The organism is bacterium, from assembly GCA_026708055.1.
Classification (GTDB): Bacteria; Actinomycetota; Acidimicrobiia; order Acidimicrobiales; family CATQHL01; genus VXNF01.
In genome coordinates this window covers 34455-51331 of sequence record JAPOVS010000021.1, presented here as the reverse complement: position 1 = coordinate 51331, position 16877 = coordinate 34455, and the positions used below count along the sequence as shown (strand labels likewise).

General features: G+C 73.1%; 14 protein-coding genes. 5 read left to right on the top strand and 9 right to left on the bottom strand.

Annotated features, from left to right (window positions below; genetic code table 11):
• The first annotated feature begins 5 nt into the window (after nucleotides 1-5).
• Entirely contained in the window at nucleotides 6-1817 is a 1812-nt protein-coding gene (locus OXG55_03270) for a phosphoenolpyruvate carboxykinase (GTP) (GenBank protein ID MCY4102280.1), read from the top strand.
• Between the two features lie 5 nt (nucleotides 1818-1822).
• On the opposite strand, the gene OXG55_03265 is transcribed toward OXG55_03270, so the two are convergent.
• The 7 genes from OXG55_03265 to OXG55_03235 all read right to left on the bottom strand — a co-directional run bounded on the left by OXG55_03265 (nucleotide 1823) and on the right by OXG55_03235 (nucleotide 6432).
• Nucleotides 1823-2059, bottom strand: a complete 237-nt coding sequence (locus OXG55_03265; GenBank protein MCY4102279.1) for an Lrp/AsnC ligand binding domain-containing protein — start codon at nucleotides 2057-2059, stop codon at nucleotides 1823-1825.
• Nucleotides 2060-2212: 153 nt separating this feature from the next.
• On the bottom strand, nucleotides 2213-2638 hold the full coding sequence (locus tag OXG55_03260) for an Hsp20/alpha crystallin family protein (GenBank protein MCY4102278.1): 426 nt from the start codon (nucleotides 2636-2638) through the stop codon (nucleotides 2213-2215).
• Nucleotides 2639-2818: 180 nt separating this feature from the next.
• Complete coding sequence (locus tag OXG55_03255) at nucleotides 2819-3190, bottom strand: hypothetical protein (protein ID MCY4102277.1); 372 nt, start codon at nucleotides 3188-3190, stop codon at nucleotides 2819-2821.
• Between the two features lie 36 nt (nucleotides 3191-3226).
• Nucleotides 3227-4018 carry a PIG-L family deacetylase gene (locus OXG55_03250; GenBank protein ID MCY4102276.1) on the bottom strand — a complete coding sequence of 264 codons (792 nt, stop codon included), beginning with the start codon at nucleotides 4016-4018 and terminating at the stop codon, nucleotides 3227-3229.
• A gap of 164 nt (nucleotides 4019-4182) precedes the next feature.
• Nucleotides 4183-5322 (bottom strand): CaiB/BaiF CoA-transferase family protein, encoded by a 1140-nt coding sequence (locus OXG55_03245; GenBank protein MCY4102275.1) that lies wholly within the window; start codon nucleotides 5320-5322, stop codon nucleotides 4183-4185.
• Nucleotides 5323-5368: 46 nt separating this feature from the next.
• Nucleotides 5369-6025 (bottom strand): PH domain-containing protein, encoded by a 657-nt coding sequence (locus OXG55_03240; protein ID MCY4102274.1) that lies wholly within the window; start codon nucleotides 6023-6025, stop codon nucleotides 5369-5371.
• Between the two features lie 65 nt (nucleotides 6026-6090).
• On the bottom strand, nucleotides 6091-6432 hold the full coding sequence (locus OXG55_03235) for a metallopeptidase family protein (protein MCY4102273.1): 342 nt from the start codon (nucleotides 6430-6432) through the stop codon (nucleotides 6091-6093).
• Between the two features lie 122 nt (nucleotides 6433-6554).
• Here OXG55_03235 and OXG55_03230 point away from each other — a divergent pair, with 122 nt between their 5' ends.
• Entirely contained in the window at nucleotides 6555-7808 is a 1254-nt protein-coding gene (locus OXG55_03230) for a Xaa-Pro peptidase family protein (protein ID MCY4102272.1), read from the top strand.
• Nucleotides 7809-7970: 162 nt separating this feature from the next.
• Here OXG55_03230 and lhgO read toward each other — a convergent pair whose 3' ends face one another.
• A complete protein-coding gene (gene lhgO / locus OXG55_03225; protein ID MCY4102271.1) occupies nucleotides 7971-9167 on the bottom strand; it encodes an L-2-hydroxyglutarate oxidase in 1197 nt (398 codons plus the stop codon).
• Nucleotides 9168-9434: 267 nt separating this feature from the next.
• On the opposite strand from lhgO, the gene OXG55_03220 reads away from it, so the two are divergent.
• The gene (locus tag OXG55_03220) at nucleotides 9435-11237 is read left to right on the top strand and encodes an ATP-dependent DNA helicase UvrD2 (GenBank protein MCY4102270.1); all 1803 of its coding nucleotides are present in this window, start codon (nucleotides 9435-9437) and stop codon (nucleotides 11235-11237) included.
• Here OXG55_03220 and OXG55_03215 read toward each other — a convergent pair.
• On the bottom strand, nucleotides 11234-14761 hold the full coding sequence (locus OXG55_03215) for a pyruvate carboxylase (protein MCY4102269.1): 3528 nt from the start codon (nucleotides 14759-14761) through the stop codon (nucleotides 11234-11236). The genes OXG55_03220 and OXG55_03215 overlap by 4 nt on opposite strands.
• Here OXG55_03215 and OXG55_03210 point away from each other — a divergent pair.
• Both OXG55_03210 and OXG55_03205 read left to right on the top strand, forming a co-directional pair.
• On the top strand, nucleotides 14760-15581 hold the full coding sequence (locus OXG55_03210; GenBank protein ID MCY4102268.1) for a class I SAM-dependent methyltransferase: 822 nt from the start codon (nucleotides 14760-14762) through the stop codon (nucleotides 15579-15581). The two genes, OXG55_03215 and OXG55_03210, sit on opposite strands and share 2 nt — an antisense overlap.
• 47 nt (nucleotides 15582-15628) lie before the next feature.
• Nucleotides 15629-16591 (top strand): PD-(D/E)XK nuclease family protein, encoded by a 963-nt coding sequence (locus tag OXG55_03205; protein MCY4102267.1) that lies wholly within the window; start codon nucleotides 15629-15631, stop codon nucleotides 16589-16591.
• The last annotated feature ends 286 nt before the right edge of the window (nucleotides 16592-16877 follow it).

Here is a 16877-nt window from a genome sequence, read left to right as displayed (position 1 = left end):
GCCCCATGACCACCACCGACGTCAGAGCCGCCACCACCCACCGGCGCCTCCTGGCCTGGGTGGAGGAGTGCCGGCAGGTCCTCGGGCCCGACGACGTCCACTGGTGCGACGGCAGCGAGGCCGAGTGGGAGCGGCTCTGCGCCTCCCTGGAGGCCTCAGGGACCCTCCACCGGCTCAATCCCGAGCTGCGCCCCAACAGCTTCCTGGCACGCTCGGATCCCGCGGACGTCGCCCGGGTGGAGAATCGCACGTTCATCGCCTCGGCCGACCCCGACGACGCCGGACCGACCAACAACTGGCGCGCCCCCACCGAACTGAAGGCAGAGCTTCTCGAGCACTTCCGGGGCGCCATGCGGGGACGCACGATGTACGTGATCCCCTTCAGCATGGGACCGCTGCGGTCGCACATCTCCCAGATCGGCGTGCAGCTCACCGACTCGGCCTACGTCGTGGTGAACATGCGGATCATGGCGCGCATCGGCGACGAGGTGCTGGCCCAACTCGGCGAGGACGGCGACTTCGTGCCGTGCCTGCACTCGGTCGGGCAGCCGCTGAGTGACGGGCGCCCCGACGATCCGTGGCCCTGCGACGCCGACAACAAGTACATCGCCCACTTCCCCGAGACCCGGGAGATCATGTCGTACGGCTCGGGCTACGGCGGCAACGCCCTGCTGGGCAAGAAGTGCTTCGCCCTGCGCATCGCCTCGGTCATGGCCCGCGACGAGGGCTGGCTGGCCGAGCACATGCTGATCATGAGCGTCACCCCGCCCGGAGGGCAGAAGCACTACGTGGCCGGGGCCTTCCCGTCGGCCTGCGGCAAGACCAACATGGCCATGATGGTGCCGACGCTTCCGGGCTGGAAGGTCGAGACCCTGGGCGACGACATCGCCTGGATGCAATTCGGCGACGACGGGCGCCTGTACGCCATCAACCCCGAGCACGGCTTCTTCGGCGTGGCCCCCAATACGTCGTACCGCACCAACCCCAACGGCATCGACACCCTGTGGGGCAACTGCATCTTCACCAACGTGGCCGCCACCGCCGACGGTGACGTCTGGTGGGCCGACCTCACCCCCACCCCGCCGGAAGGACTGACCGACTGGCGTGGACGAGCCTGGTCGCCCGGAAGCGGCGAACCGGCGGCGCATCCCAACGCCCGCTTCACGGCTCCCGCCTCCCAATGCCCCTCGATAGCGCCCGAATGGGAGGACCCGGCGGGCGTGCCGATCTCGGCCATCGTCTTCGGCGGCCGCCGGGCACGCAACGCCCCGCTGATCACCGCGGCGCGCGACTGGCGCCACGGCGTGTTCCTGGGCTCGATCCTCAGTTCGGAGACCACCGCGGCAGCCGAAGGCGAGATGGGCAGGGTGCGCTTCGACCCCTTCGCCATGCGGCCCTTCTGCGGCTACAACATGGGCGACTACATGGCCCACTGGCTGGAGGTGGGCGCCGCCCGCGACCCCTCCCGCCTGCCGCAGATGTTCTGGGTGAACTGGTTCCGGCGCGGCGACGACGGGCGCTTCCTGTGGCCCGGATTCGGCGAGAACTGCCGCGTGCTGCGCTGGATCGTCGAGCGGACCGAGGGGCGCGGCGAGGCCGTCGAGACCCCGCTGGGGCTGACCCCGCCGCCCGGCGCCCTGGACCTGTCGGGGCTGGAGGTGCCGCCGGAAGACATGGACGAGCTGCTGGCGGTGGACCGGGAGGCCTGGCGAGCCGAGGTGGACCTCATCCGGGAACACTTCGCCGGCTTCGGCAGGCACCTGCCGGGCGAACTCTGGGAGGAACTGGCGCTCCTGGAGAAGCGTCTGGCGGCCTGAGGGGCTCAGATCTCCACGACGGGGCAGGTCAGGGTGCGCGTGATGCCGCCCACCGCCTGGATCCGGCTGATCACCATGTGCCCGAGGCTGTTCATGTCGGGGGCGGTGGCCTTCACGATCACGTCATAGGGACCGGTCATCACGTCGGTTGCCTCCACGCCGTCCATGCCCCGGATGCTGCGGGCCACGTCCGCCGCCTGGTCCATCTCGGTCTGGATGAGGATGTACGCACTCACCGACATCTCGACCTCCTCCGCGTTGAGGCGACGGGACAATCGTAGGTGACCGCACCCAACAGGTCGTCGCGACGACCACGCCGGCGCGCACGGCCACCCGACGCGTTCGTGGCCCGGCACCGGCCGGGCCACGAACGGGGGGGGAGGGAAGGGAGTGGATCAGCCGGCGGTCACGTCGATGGCCTCCGCCGGTGCGGTGTTGACGAGCACCTTGCGAGGCCGGGCGACCTCGGCGAGCGGGATGGCGAGCTTCAGGACGCCGTCGCGGTAGTCGGCCTCGATCGCCTCCAGACTGAGGGTCCGGCCGAGGTGCAGGCGCCTCTGGAAGGTTCCGTGCCGGCGCCCTGCGGCGGCCAGTTCGGCCTCGGAGACCTCGGGGGCCTGCCGCCGGCCGGCGATGGTGACGTCCCTCCCCTCGACGGTGATGTCGATGTCGGCCGGGTCCACGCCCGGCAGATCCATCCACACCTCCACCCGGTCCTCGAACCGGTAGACGTCGTAGGGGGCGGCGAGTGTCTCTGTCGTGGGGAAGGCCAAAGGAGCGAGACGCTCGAACAGGCCTGGGCTGATCGTCCGCGGGAACATCATGTGACTCCTCTCGGTTCCTCGTCGGCTGTTTCCCGCACGGCGGCGGGATTCGACCTGTACAACATTCCCCGGCCGGGTTTATTCCCGAAGCCCCCGGAATCCGCCCACCCCGGCGCGGTGCGCCCGTGGGTGCTTGACCGATCGGGGGCGGTCCGGGTGTTGGGGTGATGCGGGGGCTCAGCCGATGATCATCGTCCTGATCACGAGGCCGGTGATGAACAGCCCGCCCCAGCCGTAGAGCAGGTAGCGCCGCGTCCGGCTCAGGTGGCCGCGATAGCTGAAGAGGATCCCCACCGCGGCGAGCGTGATGAAGCCGTAGAAGGTGTGGATGCCCGACACCGCCCGCCCCTGGCCCGCCATGAGCCCCACGCCGAGCGCCACCTCGACGGCCAGCAGCACCTGGGCGAGGGCCACGAACCACCACAGGGGGCGCCCGCGCAGCGGCGCCAGGCGGTGCGCGGCCAGGGCCCAGACCGCGGCGGCCCCGTTGCCGGCCAGGGCGACCCAGGCGAGCGTGCCGTGCGCCGCCGAGAGCGAGCCGAACCCCACCGTCGCCTCAGCGGCTCCGGGCGGCGCCGACCATCCTCAGGCGAACAAGTCGGGCGCCTGCGGGCCGTTGCGCGGCCGGTCGGGACGCACGAACCATTCGGTGCCGAAGGCGGCGGCGAAGTCCCCCTCCGGCAGGTTCAGGAAGAACGAGTCCGCCCCGATCTGGCTGGCGTGGGCGGCCATCGCGGCCCGCTTCCGGTCCAGCACGCCGGTGACGTCCACGGCGTGGGTGATGTCGGCGTCGGGCAGGCCGAACTCCTCGCTGTCGACGCGCTCGGTGCGCTCGGCGTTGAGCGGTGTGCCGGCGCGTTCGGCCGCCTCGACCATCTCGCGGACCCGATCGCGGTTCATCGTCGCCCAGTAGACCCGCGGCGTGCCCGCCAGCTCGGCCGCCCGGGTGCCGACCCGGTGCACGGCCACGTGGTCGGGATGGCCGTAGCCGCCGTGGCTGTCGTAGATGGTCAGCACGTCCGCGCCCTCGGTCGCCAGGATCCCGGCCAGGCGCCGGGCGGCTTCGTTCACGTCTGCCTGCCAGAACGACTCGGGGGCGTCGTTGGTGGGCACGCCAGCCATTCCCGAGTCGCGGTAGCCCAGGAACACCACGCGATGGCATCCCAGCACGGCCGCCGAGTCCCGGGTCTCCCGCTCGCGCCAGGCGCCGAGGTCCTCGCCGTCGGGCACGACGCCGGGGATCTGCTCGCCCTCCTCGCCCCGCGTGGCCAGCACCAGCACCACCCGGTGCCCGGCCGCGGCGGCCTTGGCCATGGTGCCCCCGGTGGCGATCGCCTCGTCGTCGGGGTGGGCATGGAAGCAGACCAGGGTCGCCACGGCGCTCAGGCTACGGAGCGGCGGGCGCGACGGGCCGGGACGGTGACCGGCGCGACGGACCAGGACGCGGCCAGCGTCGCCGCCCGGCGGTGCTCAGGCGATGGCTCCTAACACCGTCATCCCGGCGTAGGCCGGGATCCATGGGCGCGCCGCCGGCCGGGTGCTCAGGCGATGACACCGCCAGCGCGCAGCGTCGCCATCTCGCCGGCGCTCAGTCCCAACTCCGCGAGCACCTCGTCGGTGTCGGCGCCGGGCTCCGGCGGCGGGCGGCCCACCGTCGACGGCGTGCGGCTGAAGCGCGGCGCGGGAGCGGGCTGGGTGACCCCGTCGAACTCGAAGAAGTTCCCCCGGGCCTCGTTGTGGGGGTGGGTGGGGGCCTCGGCGAAGTCCAGGACGGGGGCCACACAGGCGTCGCTGCCGTCGAAGACGGCGCACCACTCGTCACGGGTCCGGGTGGCGAACACCTCGGCCAGGCGCTCACGTGCTTCCGGCCAGCGGGCCTGGTCGTACTGGTGGGGCAATCCGGCCGGGTCGAGTTCCAGCAGTTGCAGCAACTCGGCGTAGAACTGCGGCTCCATGGGGCCGACGCTCATGTAGCCCCCGTCGGCGCACTCGTAGACGCCGTAGAAGTGGGCGCCGCCGTCGAAGATGTTGGTGCCGCGCTCGCCCCACCACCCGGCGCCGTGCAGGCCGTAGACCGCCGTCGCCAGCAGCGCGGCGCCCTCGCTCATGGCGGCGTCGATCACCTGCCCCTGACCCGAACGCCGTGCCTCCAGCATCCCGGCGACCATCCCCAGGGCCAGCAGCATGCCGCCGCCCCCGAAGTCCCCGATGAGGTTCAGCGGCTGGACCGGCGGCCCGCCGAGTGTCCCGATCGCCGACAGCACACCCGACAGTGCGATGTAGTTGATGTCGTGGCCGACGGTCGGCGCCAGCGGACCGTCCTGGCCCCAACCCGTCATGCGCCCGTAGACCAGGCGGGGGTTGCGGGCACCGCAGACGTCGGGGCCGACGCCCAGGCGCTCGGCCACCCCCGGGCGGAACCCCTCGATGAGGCCGTCGGCGCCGGCGACGAGGCGCAGCACCAGCTCCTGACCCTCCGGGTTCTTGAGGTCCACGCCCAGCGAGCGGCGACCCCGGCGCAGGATCGAGCCGGACAGGGCGCGGTACTCCGGGTTCGCCGCCGGGACGGCCCGGTCCACGCAGATCACGTCCGCGCCCATGTCGGCCAGCATCATGGCCGCGAACGGGCCGGGACCGATCCCGGCCAGCTCCACGATCCTCACGCCTTGCAGTGGACCCATCGGGGCCTCCTCTCGGTCCGTTGCGCCCCGGGAGTGCCTGCGGCCCTCAGAGCCGCCTCAGCAGGTCGCGCTTCTTCTCCTCGAACTCCGCCTCGGAGAGGATCCCCAACTCCACGAGCTCGTACAGCTTGCGGATCTGGTCGGGGATGTCCAGCGCGGGCTCGTGGAACTCGTCGCCCATCGCCGGCTCGTGCCCCCCCGCCGGGGCGGGCTCGGTCGCACGCTCGGTGGCTTCGCGCTGCAGGCGGTACACCTGCTGGCGCACCGCAGCCGGGCGCGGCACGAAGGCGAGCCTGCGCACGTGGCCCTCCACCTGCGACCGGACCGCCACCGTGCCGACGCCCAGCAGGCGCTGCCAGATCGTCTGCTTGACGTCGATCTCGTCCACCAGGTCGAGGCCCAGCTCGATGCCCCGCCAGCGCGGCACGCCCTTCCAGTAGACGATCCGGCGGTCGGTCACGAGGTAGTAGGTGTTGGCCCAGCGGACCAGCCGGATGGCCGCGGCGGCCGTCGACACGCCGGCCACCACCCCGATCGTGATGATCGCCGCCAGCGGGAACCCGTCCACCACGACGGTGACGCAGATGACCGCGGTGATCATCACGACGAGGGCGCCGAGTTGCGCCGCCAGGTAGGTCCAGTGGGGCCGGGTCTCGACCGCCACCTCCTCGTCGATCGAGAGCAGCCGGGCGGGAAACGGCACACCGCCATCGTACCGAGCCCGCCGAGGCGAGCCGGGAGCCGCCGGGGACTCCAAGTGCCCGGCGGTCAGTCCCAGCCGAGCTCTTCGAGCCGCTCGTCGTCGATGCCGAAGTGGTGGGCCACCTCGTGGATGACCGTCACCTTTACCTGCTCGCGGATTTCCTCCTCGTCTTCGCAGAGGGCACAGATCGGCTTGCGGTAGATGTAGATGCGGTCGGGCATGACGCCGCTGTAGTGCTCCCGGTCGGTCAGCGCGATGCCGTAGTAGAGGCCCAGCAGCTCAGGATCATCCGGCGAGCAGTCCTCCACGGATACCCACAGGTTCTCGATGGCCTCGGCCAGTTCGTCGGGGATCAGGTCCAGCGCCTCGGCCACGAGGGCCTCGAAGCGCTCGTGCGGCACCTCCACACCGCCACGCTAACCGTGGAGATCCGGGCGGGGGCGCCGCCGGACGGCTCGGGACGTGTTGGGTAGCCTCCGCCGTGTCGGGCGAGACCTCGCCCCCAAACCGGCAACGCCAAGGAGCCTCCATGGACGAGTTCCCGGTCGCCACGAGCCCCGCACCCGGCTTCATGAACGTGGACTGGGAGCAGCGGGTGGACTTCGATCGTCTCCGCTCCTGGCGGCTGCAGCGTGTCCGCGAGCAGTTGGAGGCCTTCGAGTTGGGCGCGCTGTTGCTGTTCGAGACGTCGAACATCCGCTACGCCACCAGCACCCACATCGGCTACTGGGCCTTCAACAAGGGGGAGCGCTACGCGCTGGTGACCCGCGACGGCGGGCCGTGGATCTGGGACTTCGGCTCGGCGGCCCGGGCGCACCGGCTGCAGTTGCCCCACCTGTACGACGAGGAGAACTCCCGGGGCGGCAACACGGGCCTGCAGGGGGCCATCGCCCCGAGCGCGGGCCTGCACACCGCCGCCATGGCCGAGATCCGCGACGTCCTGGCCGATCAGGGCCTGGCCGGCGCCCCCGTCGGCGTGGACATGGCCGAGACCTCGATCTTCCTGGAGCTTCAGGCCCAGGGGTTCGACGTGCGCGACGGCCAGCAGCCGATGATGCTGGCCCGCGAGGTCAAGAGCCCCGACGAGGTCATGCTGCTAACCCAGGCCTGCGCCATGGTCGACGGCGTCTACCAGCACATCTTCGAGGCGCTCAAGCCGGGCATCCGCGAGAGCCAGATCGTGGCGCTGGCGACGGCGTACCTCTTCGACGTGGGCGCCGAGACCGTGGAGGCCGTCAACTCCATCGCCGGCGAGCGCTGCAGCCCGCACCCGCACGTGTTCTCCGACCGCCTGCTGCGCCCCGGCGACCAGGCCTATTTCGACATCATCAACGTGTTCAACGGCTACCGCACCTGCTACTACCGCACCTTCGCCGTCGGCCGGGCGACCCAGCCCCAGCGGGACGCCTTCAAGCAGGCCCGTGAGTGGATGGATGCCGCCATCGATCTGGTGCGCCCCGGAGTCACGACCGACGAGATCGCCAGGGTGTGGCCCGAGGCGCACGAGTACGGCTTCGAGAACGAGATGGAGGCCTTCGGGCTGCAGTTCGGCCACGGGGTGGGCGTGGGGCTGCACGAGCGGCCGATCATCAGCCGGCTGAACTCCCTGACCGAGCCCATCGAGATCGTCGAGGGCATGGTGTTCGCCCTCGAGACCTACGCCCCCGCCACCGACGGGCGCTCGGCGGCCCGCATCGAGGAGGAGGTCGTCGTCACCGCGGAGGGGCCGCAGGTCATCACCCTGTTCCCGTGCGAGGAACTGATGGTGGCCAACGCCTACTAGACGGCCATGGAGGCTCCCATGACCGACGCCACCCCACCATCGGCAGGATCCGGCGACGTCGTCGTGGACATGGGCACCTCCGGCCTGGAGTACACGCAGCGGGCGGGCCGGACTCGGCGACGCCGACATCGGCCGGGTCGCCGTCCACCTGCGCGGCGGCCCCTAGGAGTCCAGGCGTCGGACCACCAGGTCGGCGATGTGGTCGCCGATGGCCAGGGAGGCCGTCGCCGCCGGGGAGGGCGCGTTCAGGACGTGGATGAACCCCGGTGATTCCTGGATGCAGAAGTCGTCCAGCAACCGGCCGTCGCGGCCGACCGCCTGGGCCCGTACGCCTGCGCCGCCGGGCAGGAGGTCTGAGCCGCGGAGCTCCGGCACCAGCGCCCGGGCCGAGCGGGCGTACACCCGCCGGATCCGCGACCGCCAGATCTCGGCGCTCCCGGCCCGCCAGTGGCGGCCGAGGAGGCACCAGAAGCCGCCGAAGCGCAGCAGCTCGGCGACGTCGCGGGCGTTGGGGCGGCCGCCCCGGTAGTGCTCGCGCCCCAGCGCCAGGACGGCGTTGGGACCCACCTCCACCGTGCCGTCGACGCGGCGGGTGAAGTGCACGCCCAGGAACGGGAAGGTCGGGTCGGGGACCGGGTAGATGAGCGAGCGCACCAGTGAGGCGGCCTCGTGGCGGAGCCGGTAGTACTCGCCGCGGAAGGGGACGATCCGCACCGCCGGGGTGACGCCGGCCAGGCGGGCAACCCGGTCGCTGTGCAGGCCGGCGCAGTTGACCACCAGGCGGGCCCGGCACGTCGAGCCGCCCGCATGCAGGGTGACAGCTTCGCCGACCTCGACGGCCTCCAGGGGTGCGCCGGTGCGCACATCCGCGGGCAGCCCTGCTGCGATGCGCCGGGCCACGGCGGCGAAGTCCACCGACGCAGCCTCGGGGACCTCCAGCGCAGCGAGACCCCGGGCGTGCGGCTCCCGCTCGCGCAACTCGTCGCCGTCGAGGCGCCGCAGGCCGCGCACGCCGTTGAGGCTGCCGCGCCGGTGCAGTTCCTGCAGGCGCGGCAGCTGCGCCTCGGTGGCGGCGACGATCACCTTGCCGCCGTCGCGGAGCGGCAGTCCCTCGTTCCGGCAGAACTCCGCCATGGCGCGGTGGCCCCGCACGCACAGCGTCGCCCGCAGCGAGCCGGGCGTGTAGTAGATGCCCGTGTGCAGCACGCCGCTGTTGTGGCCGGTCTGGTGGGTGGCCGGCTCGGCCTCCTTCTCGATGATCGCCAGGGCCGCACCGGGCAGCCGCGCCGCCAGCGCCCGCGCCGTGGCCAGCCCGACGATCCCCGCGCCGACCACAACCACGTCGTAGCGATCGCTCACGCCGCTCCCACCTGCCGCACTCCCCACCGAGCCATCGCGGCGCGACGCTAACCGTGCGCCAATCCGCTCCCCAACGATCCCTCGGCACCGCGCCCACCAGCCGTCATCCCGGCGAAAGCCGGGATCCAGTTCGTGATTCCCGCGCCGGTGCGCCGGTTGGACCTGCACACGAGCCGTGATCCCGGCGAGGGCCGGGATCCAGAGGCCGCGAAGCCGCCGGCCTGCACGAGCGGACGCTGTCTCAGCGCTTCGGTAGCCTCCGGAATCGTGAGTAGCGGCGCCGCGCCGGGCCTCCCGGACCCCGACGACCGGGATCCTGCCGGGCCCGACGGCGACGCCGCCCACCTGCTGGCCGACCTCGATGAGGCGCAGCGCCACGCCGTCACCACGCCGGCGGCGCCCCTGTGCATCCGGGCGGGCCCCGGCAGCGGCAAGACCAGGGTCCTCACACGGCGCATCGCCTACCGGATCGCCACCGCCGACTGCGAGGCGCGCTTCTCGGTGGCGGTCACTTTCACCCAGCGGGCCGCCGCCGAGTTGCGGGGGCGCCTCGGGGAGTTGGGGATTCGCGACCGGGTGGCGGTCGGCACGTTCCACGGTCTGGCGGCCCGGCAGCTGCGCCGCCACGCGGAAGACGACGGCCGCTCCGTCCCGGACATCCTGGCCGACCCCTCGCGCCTGCTCGGCGACCTGCTCCGCGGCGGCGAGTCGCCCCAGGCGGCGCAGGCCGAACTGGACTGGTGCGCCGCCCAGAGCGTGCGGCCCGCCGACTACGCCGGTGCCGCCGCCGAGGCTGGTCGGCGGCCTCCGCTGGCGCCCGGGCGCCTCGCCGAGCTGCTGGTCGCCTACGAACGAAAGAAGCGGAGGCTCGGCCTGGTGGACTTCGGCGACCTGCTCCGGCTGGCCGCCGAGCGGCTCGAGAACGACGCCGCCACCGCCGAGGCCTGGCGCTGGGGCCGCCGCCACTTCTTCGTCGACGAGCTGCAGGACCTCAACCCCGCGCAGCTCCGGCTGCTGCGGGCCTGGCTCGGCGACCGGTCCGATCTGTGCGCCGTCGGCGACCCCGATCAGGCCATCTTCGGCTGGAGCGGCGCCGACCGGCGCATCCTGGACGACTTCGCCGAGTTGTTCGCCGGCGCCACCGTCGTCGACCTGCGGCAGAACTATCGCTGCACCCCGCCGATCGTCGCCCTGTCGGCCGTGCTGCGAGACGAGGGCACGCCCTCCGGCGCCGCCGCCCGGCCGGCCGCCGCCCCCGACCCGTTCACTACGCCGGCCCCGCTGATTGTGGCCTATCCCGACGAGGCCGCCGAGGCCGCCGGCGTGGCCGGGGCGGTGCGCGGCGCCCGGGCGCCCGGCGACCGCTGGTCCGCCCAGGCGGTGCTGGTGCGGACCCGCCGCCAGGTCGCCGCCGTCGCCGGGGCGCTGGAGGCCGCCGGGGTGCCGGTGCACGTCTCGGATCCCGACGCCGCCGCCACACCCGGCGACCCCGACGCGGTCTGCGTCTCCACCATGCACGCCGCCAAGGGCTTGGAGTGGCCGGTGGTGCACGTGCCCGGCCTCGAGGAGGGCCTCGTCCCCATTGCCGGCGCCGGGCGCGGCCGATCACTCGACGAGGAGCGGCGCCTGCTGTACGTGGCGCTCACCCGGGCGCGTCGCCACGTCCACCTCAGCTGGGCGCAGCAGCGGGACACCCCGGGCCAACCCGGCGAACGGCGGCCGTGCCGCTGGCTGGCCGCGCTCGCCGAGGCGGGCGAGCCTGACCCGCCCGGAACTTCACGTTGGCAGGGGTCACGGCCGGCCGGTCGGCCTCCCCCCGACATGGGCTCACCCGCCGAGCCCCTCATCGCCGCACTGTCAGCGTGGCGAGAGCAGGTGGCCCGGGTGGCGCGCGTCGCACCACCGGCGGTGCTCAGCGACACCGACCTGGCCGCCATCGCCGAGAGCCGCCCGGCCACGGTCGCCGAGTTGGGCATCATCACCGACCTCGGCGCCTCCCGCCTCAACCGGCTGGGGCCCGAATTGCTGGCCGTCGTCGCCGAGCACGCCGGCGACGAGGGCGCCCCCTAGTCCGCCAGGGACTCCTCCTCGTCGGTGCCCTCGGGCGCGGGGACGCCGGGCACGATCTCCAGCAGCAGGTCGCCGGCCTCCACCGCCGCCGAGCCCTCGATGCAGATCCGCCCCACCGTGCCCCCCAGCGGCGCCGTCACCCGCGTCTCCATCTTCATGGCCTCGATCGTGGCCAGCGCCTGGCCCTTGGTGACCGACTCACCGGCGGCCACGAACAGCTCGGCGACCCCGCGGAACGGCGCCCCCACGTGCCCCGCCTCGGACGGGTCGGCCTGCTCGGCCCCGGTGGTCGGCAGGGCCGAGTCCCGCAGCCGGGCGCTGATCGGGCGCAACTCGCCGTTCAGGCGGAAGACGACCGAACTGAAGCCCGCCTCGTCCACCGCACCGAGCGCCTCGATGCCGACGCTGATCCGCTGACCCGGCCCCAACTCCACCAGCACGTCGTCGGGGCCCTCCTCCAGGCCGTACCAGAACTCCTTGGTGCCGAGCACCGACAGGTCGCCGTGGCGGTCGCGCATCGCCGCCTGCGAGCGGGCCGGCTCGGGGAACAGCAGCGCCGACAGCGTGCCGCGGGCGTCGGGCGACTTCAGTTGCTGCTCCTGCGCCGGCGTGAGCGCGGGCGCCGGCGGCGCCTCGGGCCGCCCCTGGAGCGCGGCGCTGCGGAACGGCTCGGGGAAGCCCCCCGGCGGCACGCCCAGGGCGCCCTGCAGGAACCCCACGACCGAGGCCGGCAGGTCCACCTCCTCGGGGTGCTCCTCCAGCCGGCGGGGCGTCGTGCCGGTGGACACCAGGTGCAGCGCCAGGTCGCCCACGACCTTGGAACTGGGCGTCACCTTGGGGGGCCGTCCCAGGATCCGGCTGCAGACCGCGTACAGCTCGGCAACCTCCTCGAAACGGTCGGCCAGACCCAGCGCCGAGGCCTGGAAGCGCAAGTTGGAGAGCTGCCCGCCGGGGATCTCGTGGTGGTACACGGCGTTGGTGGGCGACAGCAGGCCCGCCTCGAACGGGGCGTTGAGGCGGCGCACCAGCTCCCAGTACGGCTCCAGGCGGCTGATCGCCGCAGCCGGCAGGCCGGTCTCCCGCGGCCCGCCGTCGGTGAGCGCCACGATGGCGCCCAGCGAGGGCTGGCTGGTCATGCCCGCCAGCGACGGGATGGCGCCGTCGATGGCGTCCACGCCGGCCTCGATGGCCGCCAGGTAGGTGCCGATCTGGCCTCCGGCGGTGTCGTGGGTGTGCAGGTGCACCGGGACGTCGAAGCGCTCCCGCAGGGCGCCCACGAGCCGTGTGGCCGCCGGCGCCCGCAGCAGCCCCGCCATGTCCTTGATGGCCAGCACGTGCGAGCCGGCCGCCACCAGCTCCTCGGCCAGGCGCAGGTAGTAGTCCAGGGTGTAGAGCCGCTCGTCGGGGTTCGCCAGGTCGCCGGAGTAGCACAGCGTGCCCTCCACGAGGCCGCCAGCCTCCCGGGTGGCCCGGATGGCCGGCAGCATCTGGCCAACGTCGTTGAGGGCGTCGAAGATCCGGAAGATGTCGACGCCGCCGCGCCGGGCCTCGGCCACGAAGCGCTCGCAGACCACGTCGGGGTACGGGGAGTAGCCGACGGTGTTGCGGCCCCGCAGCAGCATCTGCAGGCACACGTTGGGGGCCGCCGCGCTGATGCGCTCCAGGCGCTCCCACGGGTCCTCGTGCAGGAACCGCAGCGCCACGTCGAAGGTGGCCCCGCCCCAGCACTCCAGGCTCAGCAGCTGCGGCAACCCGTGGGCGTGCCGGCGCGCCCCCGCCACGAGGTCGATGGTGCGCACCCGGGTCGCCAGGATCGACTGGTGGGCGTCGCGCAGCGTCGTGTCGGTGACCAGCACCTCGGAGGCGTCCCGCATCCAGCGGGCGAATCCCTCGGGACCCAGTTCGGCGAGGCGCTGGCGGGTGCCGGCCGGCGGCCGGCCGGGGGGTACGGGTGGCAGCTTGGTGGCGGGATCGGCGACGGCCGGCACCGGACCGTGGGGCCGGTTCAGCGACACGTCGGCCAGGTAGGTCAGCAGCCGGGTGGCCCGGTTGGCGCTGAGCGCCACCGCGGTCAGGTCGGGCCGGGTGTCGACGAAGTCGGTGGACACGGCGCCGGCGCAGAAGTCCGGGTCGTTGAGCACCGCCCGGATGAAGGAGCGGTTGGTGACCAGGCCCCGCACGCGCAGCTCGGCGATCGCCCGCAGGGCCCGGCGGCGGGCGGTGTCGAAGTCCGGCCCGCGGCAGGTCACCTTCGCCAGCAGCGAGTCGAAGTACGGCGTGACCTCGGCGCCCACGTAGACGGCGTCGTCGACCCGCACCCCCGCCCCGCCCGGCGTGCGGTACACCCGCACCCGCCCGGTGTCGGGGCGGAAGTCGTTGCGGGGGTCCTCGGCGGTCACCCGGGTCTGGATGGCGTAGCCGTCGACACGGATGCGCTCCTGGCGCAGGCCGAGTTCCTCCAGCGTGGCGCCACCGGCGAGGCGCAGTTGGGCGGTCACGATGTCCACCCCGGTGATCTCCTCGGTGATGGTGTGCTCCACCTGGATGCGGGGGTTCATCTCGATGAAGACGTAGCGGCCCGAGTGCCCCAGCAGGAACTCCACGGTGCCGGCGTTCGTGTAGCCGATGGAGCGGGCGAAGGCCACGGCGTCGTCCAGCATCTGCCGGCGGACCGCCTCGTCGAGGTTCCTGGCCGGCGCCGATTCGATCACCTTCTGGAAGCGCCGCTGCACCGAGCAGTCCCGCTCGTAGAGGTGGATCGCCTCGCCGGTGCGGTCGCCGAGCACCTGAACCTCGATGTGGCGGACGTTCGACAGCGCCTCCTCCAGGAACACGGCGTCGTCGCCGAACGCCGATTCCGCCTCGCGCTGGGCGGCCTCCACGGCGCCGGGGAGGTCCTCGGGGTGCTCGACGCGGCGCATGCCCCGCCCGCCGCCACCGGAGACCGCCTTCACGAACAGCGGGAAACCGATCCCCGCACCCCAGCGGACGGCATCGTCGATCGCCGACATCGCCGGCGACTGCGCCAGCACGGGCACGCCGGCGGCCTCGGCGGCGCCCCGCGCCGCCACCTTCGAGGCGGCCAGCTCCAGCACGTCGGGCGTCGGGCCGACGTAGGTCAGCGAGGCCTCCCCGCAGGCCCGCGCCAGCGCGGCGCTCTCGGACAGGAACCCGTAGCCGGGGTGCACGGCGTCGGCGCCGCACGCCAGGGCCGCCCTGACGATCGTGTCGATGTCCAGGTAGGGCCGCAGCGGGTGCTCCTCCGGCCCGATCTCGTAGGCCTCGTCGGCCTTGGAGCGGTGCAGGCTGCCGATGTCGGCCCGGGTGTGCACCGCTACCGTGGCGATGTCCAACTCGGTGGCGGCCCGGAAGGCGCGGATGGCTATCTCGCCGCGGTTGGCGACGAGCAGCTTGCGGATGGGGGTGGTCGACTCGGCGCTCAGGATTTCGACCCTACTGCCACGCCGCCGGGTGCTGGGATCAAGACAGGCCGCCGGGCGGGATGCCCCTAGCCTCGGGCCCATGGCAGGTGACCGCTACGCCGGTGAGTGCTACACGCACGGCTACCACCCGGCGATCGTGGGCTCGTACACCTGGCGCACCGCCGAGAACAGCGCCGCCTTCCTGCTGCCCCATCTGCGCTCCGACGCCGAGGTGCTCGACGTGGGTTGCGGGCCCGGCACCATCACGCTGGGCCTGGCCCGGCGAGCCGGCCGGGTGGTCGGCGTGGACATGTCGCCCGAGATGGTCGAGGCGTGCGGCGCTCTGGCGGCCCGCGAGGGCGTCGCCAACGTGAGCTTCGAGGCGGGTTCGGCCTACGAGTTGCCCTTCGACGGCGACGCCTTCGACATGGTCTACGCCCATCAGGTGCTGCAGCATCTGGCCGACCCGGTGGCCGCCCTCCGGGAGTTCCGGCGGGTGCTGCGGCCCGGCGGCCTCGTGGCGGTGCGCGACTCCGTCTACGCCACGATGGTGCACGCCCCCGTCGAGCCGGCCATCGAACGCTGGCGCGACATCGTCCAGGAGGTTGCGGCCGCCAACGGCGGCGAGGCCAACGCCGGCCGGTACCTGCCGGGGTGGGTGCGCGCCGCGGGTTTCGTGGAGCCGGCGGTCACCACCAGCACCACCACCTTCGCCGACGCCGAGGGCCGGGCCGCCTGGGGCGGCATGTGGGCGGTGCGGGCCACCGAGAGCGACTTCGCCCGCCACGCCACCGCCGGCGGGTTCGCCACCCGGGGCGACCTTGAGGCGATCTCCGCCGCCTTCACCCGCTGGGCCGACCAGCCCAGCGGGTTCTGGGCCTGGCTGAACGGCGAGGTCGTGGCCGGGGCGCCTGCGGTCTGACCGGGCAGCCGGCAGCGGCTGTCACAGGGGCGCGCAAGACTCGGGGTGTGAGCGACGACGCGCCGGCGCCCGAACTGAACGCCGCCCAGCGGCAGGTCCTCGACCGGCTGCGGCGGCCGGCTGCCGAACGTCCCAGCTTCGAGGCCGACCTGGCCACCCGCCTCCGGGCGGAACTCGAGAGCGGTCTGGTCGACGTGGCCGAGGCGGTCGACCCCGTTGCGCCCCTGTTCGTCGGCAAGCGAGAGCTGGCAGGTGTGTTCGGCTGCGAGGCCTCGTTCCGCCACGACGAGGAGCAACTGTTCGCCTGGAACCCGCCGATGGCCACCGGCGCGGTCGCCCACAAGGCCATCGAGTTGGGCCTCAACTGGCACGCGCCCGCCGCGCCCACCGACCTCGTCGACGCCGCCCTCGACTCGCTCACCAGGGGCGACAGCGGTCTGGCGGACTGGCTGCACCGCTGCGCCGAGGTCGAGCGGGCCGACCTGCGCAGCCTCGCCGTCAGCCGCGTGGCGGCCTTCTGGGAAGGCTGGCCACCGCTGCTGCCCCAGTGGCGGCCCACCACCGAGTCTCGCTGCCGGGTTGAGCTCTGCGACGGCCGCATCCAGCTCAACGGCAAGTACGACCTCACCCTCGGCACCCCCGACGGCCGGCGCGCCGGCAAGGTCATCGTCGACCTCAAGGCCGGGCGCCGCCACACCCACACGCACCGCGAGGATCTGCGCTTCTACGCCCTGCTGGAGACCCTCAAGCTGGGCACCCCGCCGCGCACCCTGGCCACCTACTACCTCGAGTCCGCCCAGATCGACATCGAGGAGGTCGACGAGAACCTCCTGGATGTGGCCCTGCGCCGCACCGTCGACGGCATCCGACGCTACGCCGAGTTGCACGGCCACCTCGGCCCGCCGGCCGAACCGCTCAAGCGACCCGGACCGCCCTGCCGCTGGTGCGCCCTCCGCGACGACTGCGCCGAGGGCCAGGAGTACCTCGCGGAAGCTGACGACGACCGCTGAGCGCCGGTGACCGCGGCGTCAGTCGGCGGGTGCGGGGCGTGCCCGGTCGTCGGGGCTGCGACCGGCGAGGTCCCCGACCGGCGCCGGCGGCCCGGCGCCGGTCCGCAGTACCGCGCTCGACCATCCCGCGGTCACCACCCCGCGCCGCGCTGCGGCCCCGAGTCGATTCGCCCGTCGGATTCCGCTCTTCGTGATCCCCGCAGTACAACGCCAGTGAAAAGAGTTCAGATTGGGTTCAGAGAACCGATTTTTCCCTGCTCAGACGGGTGTTGGCCCCTTGCCCCGC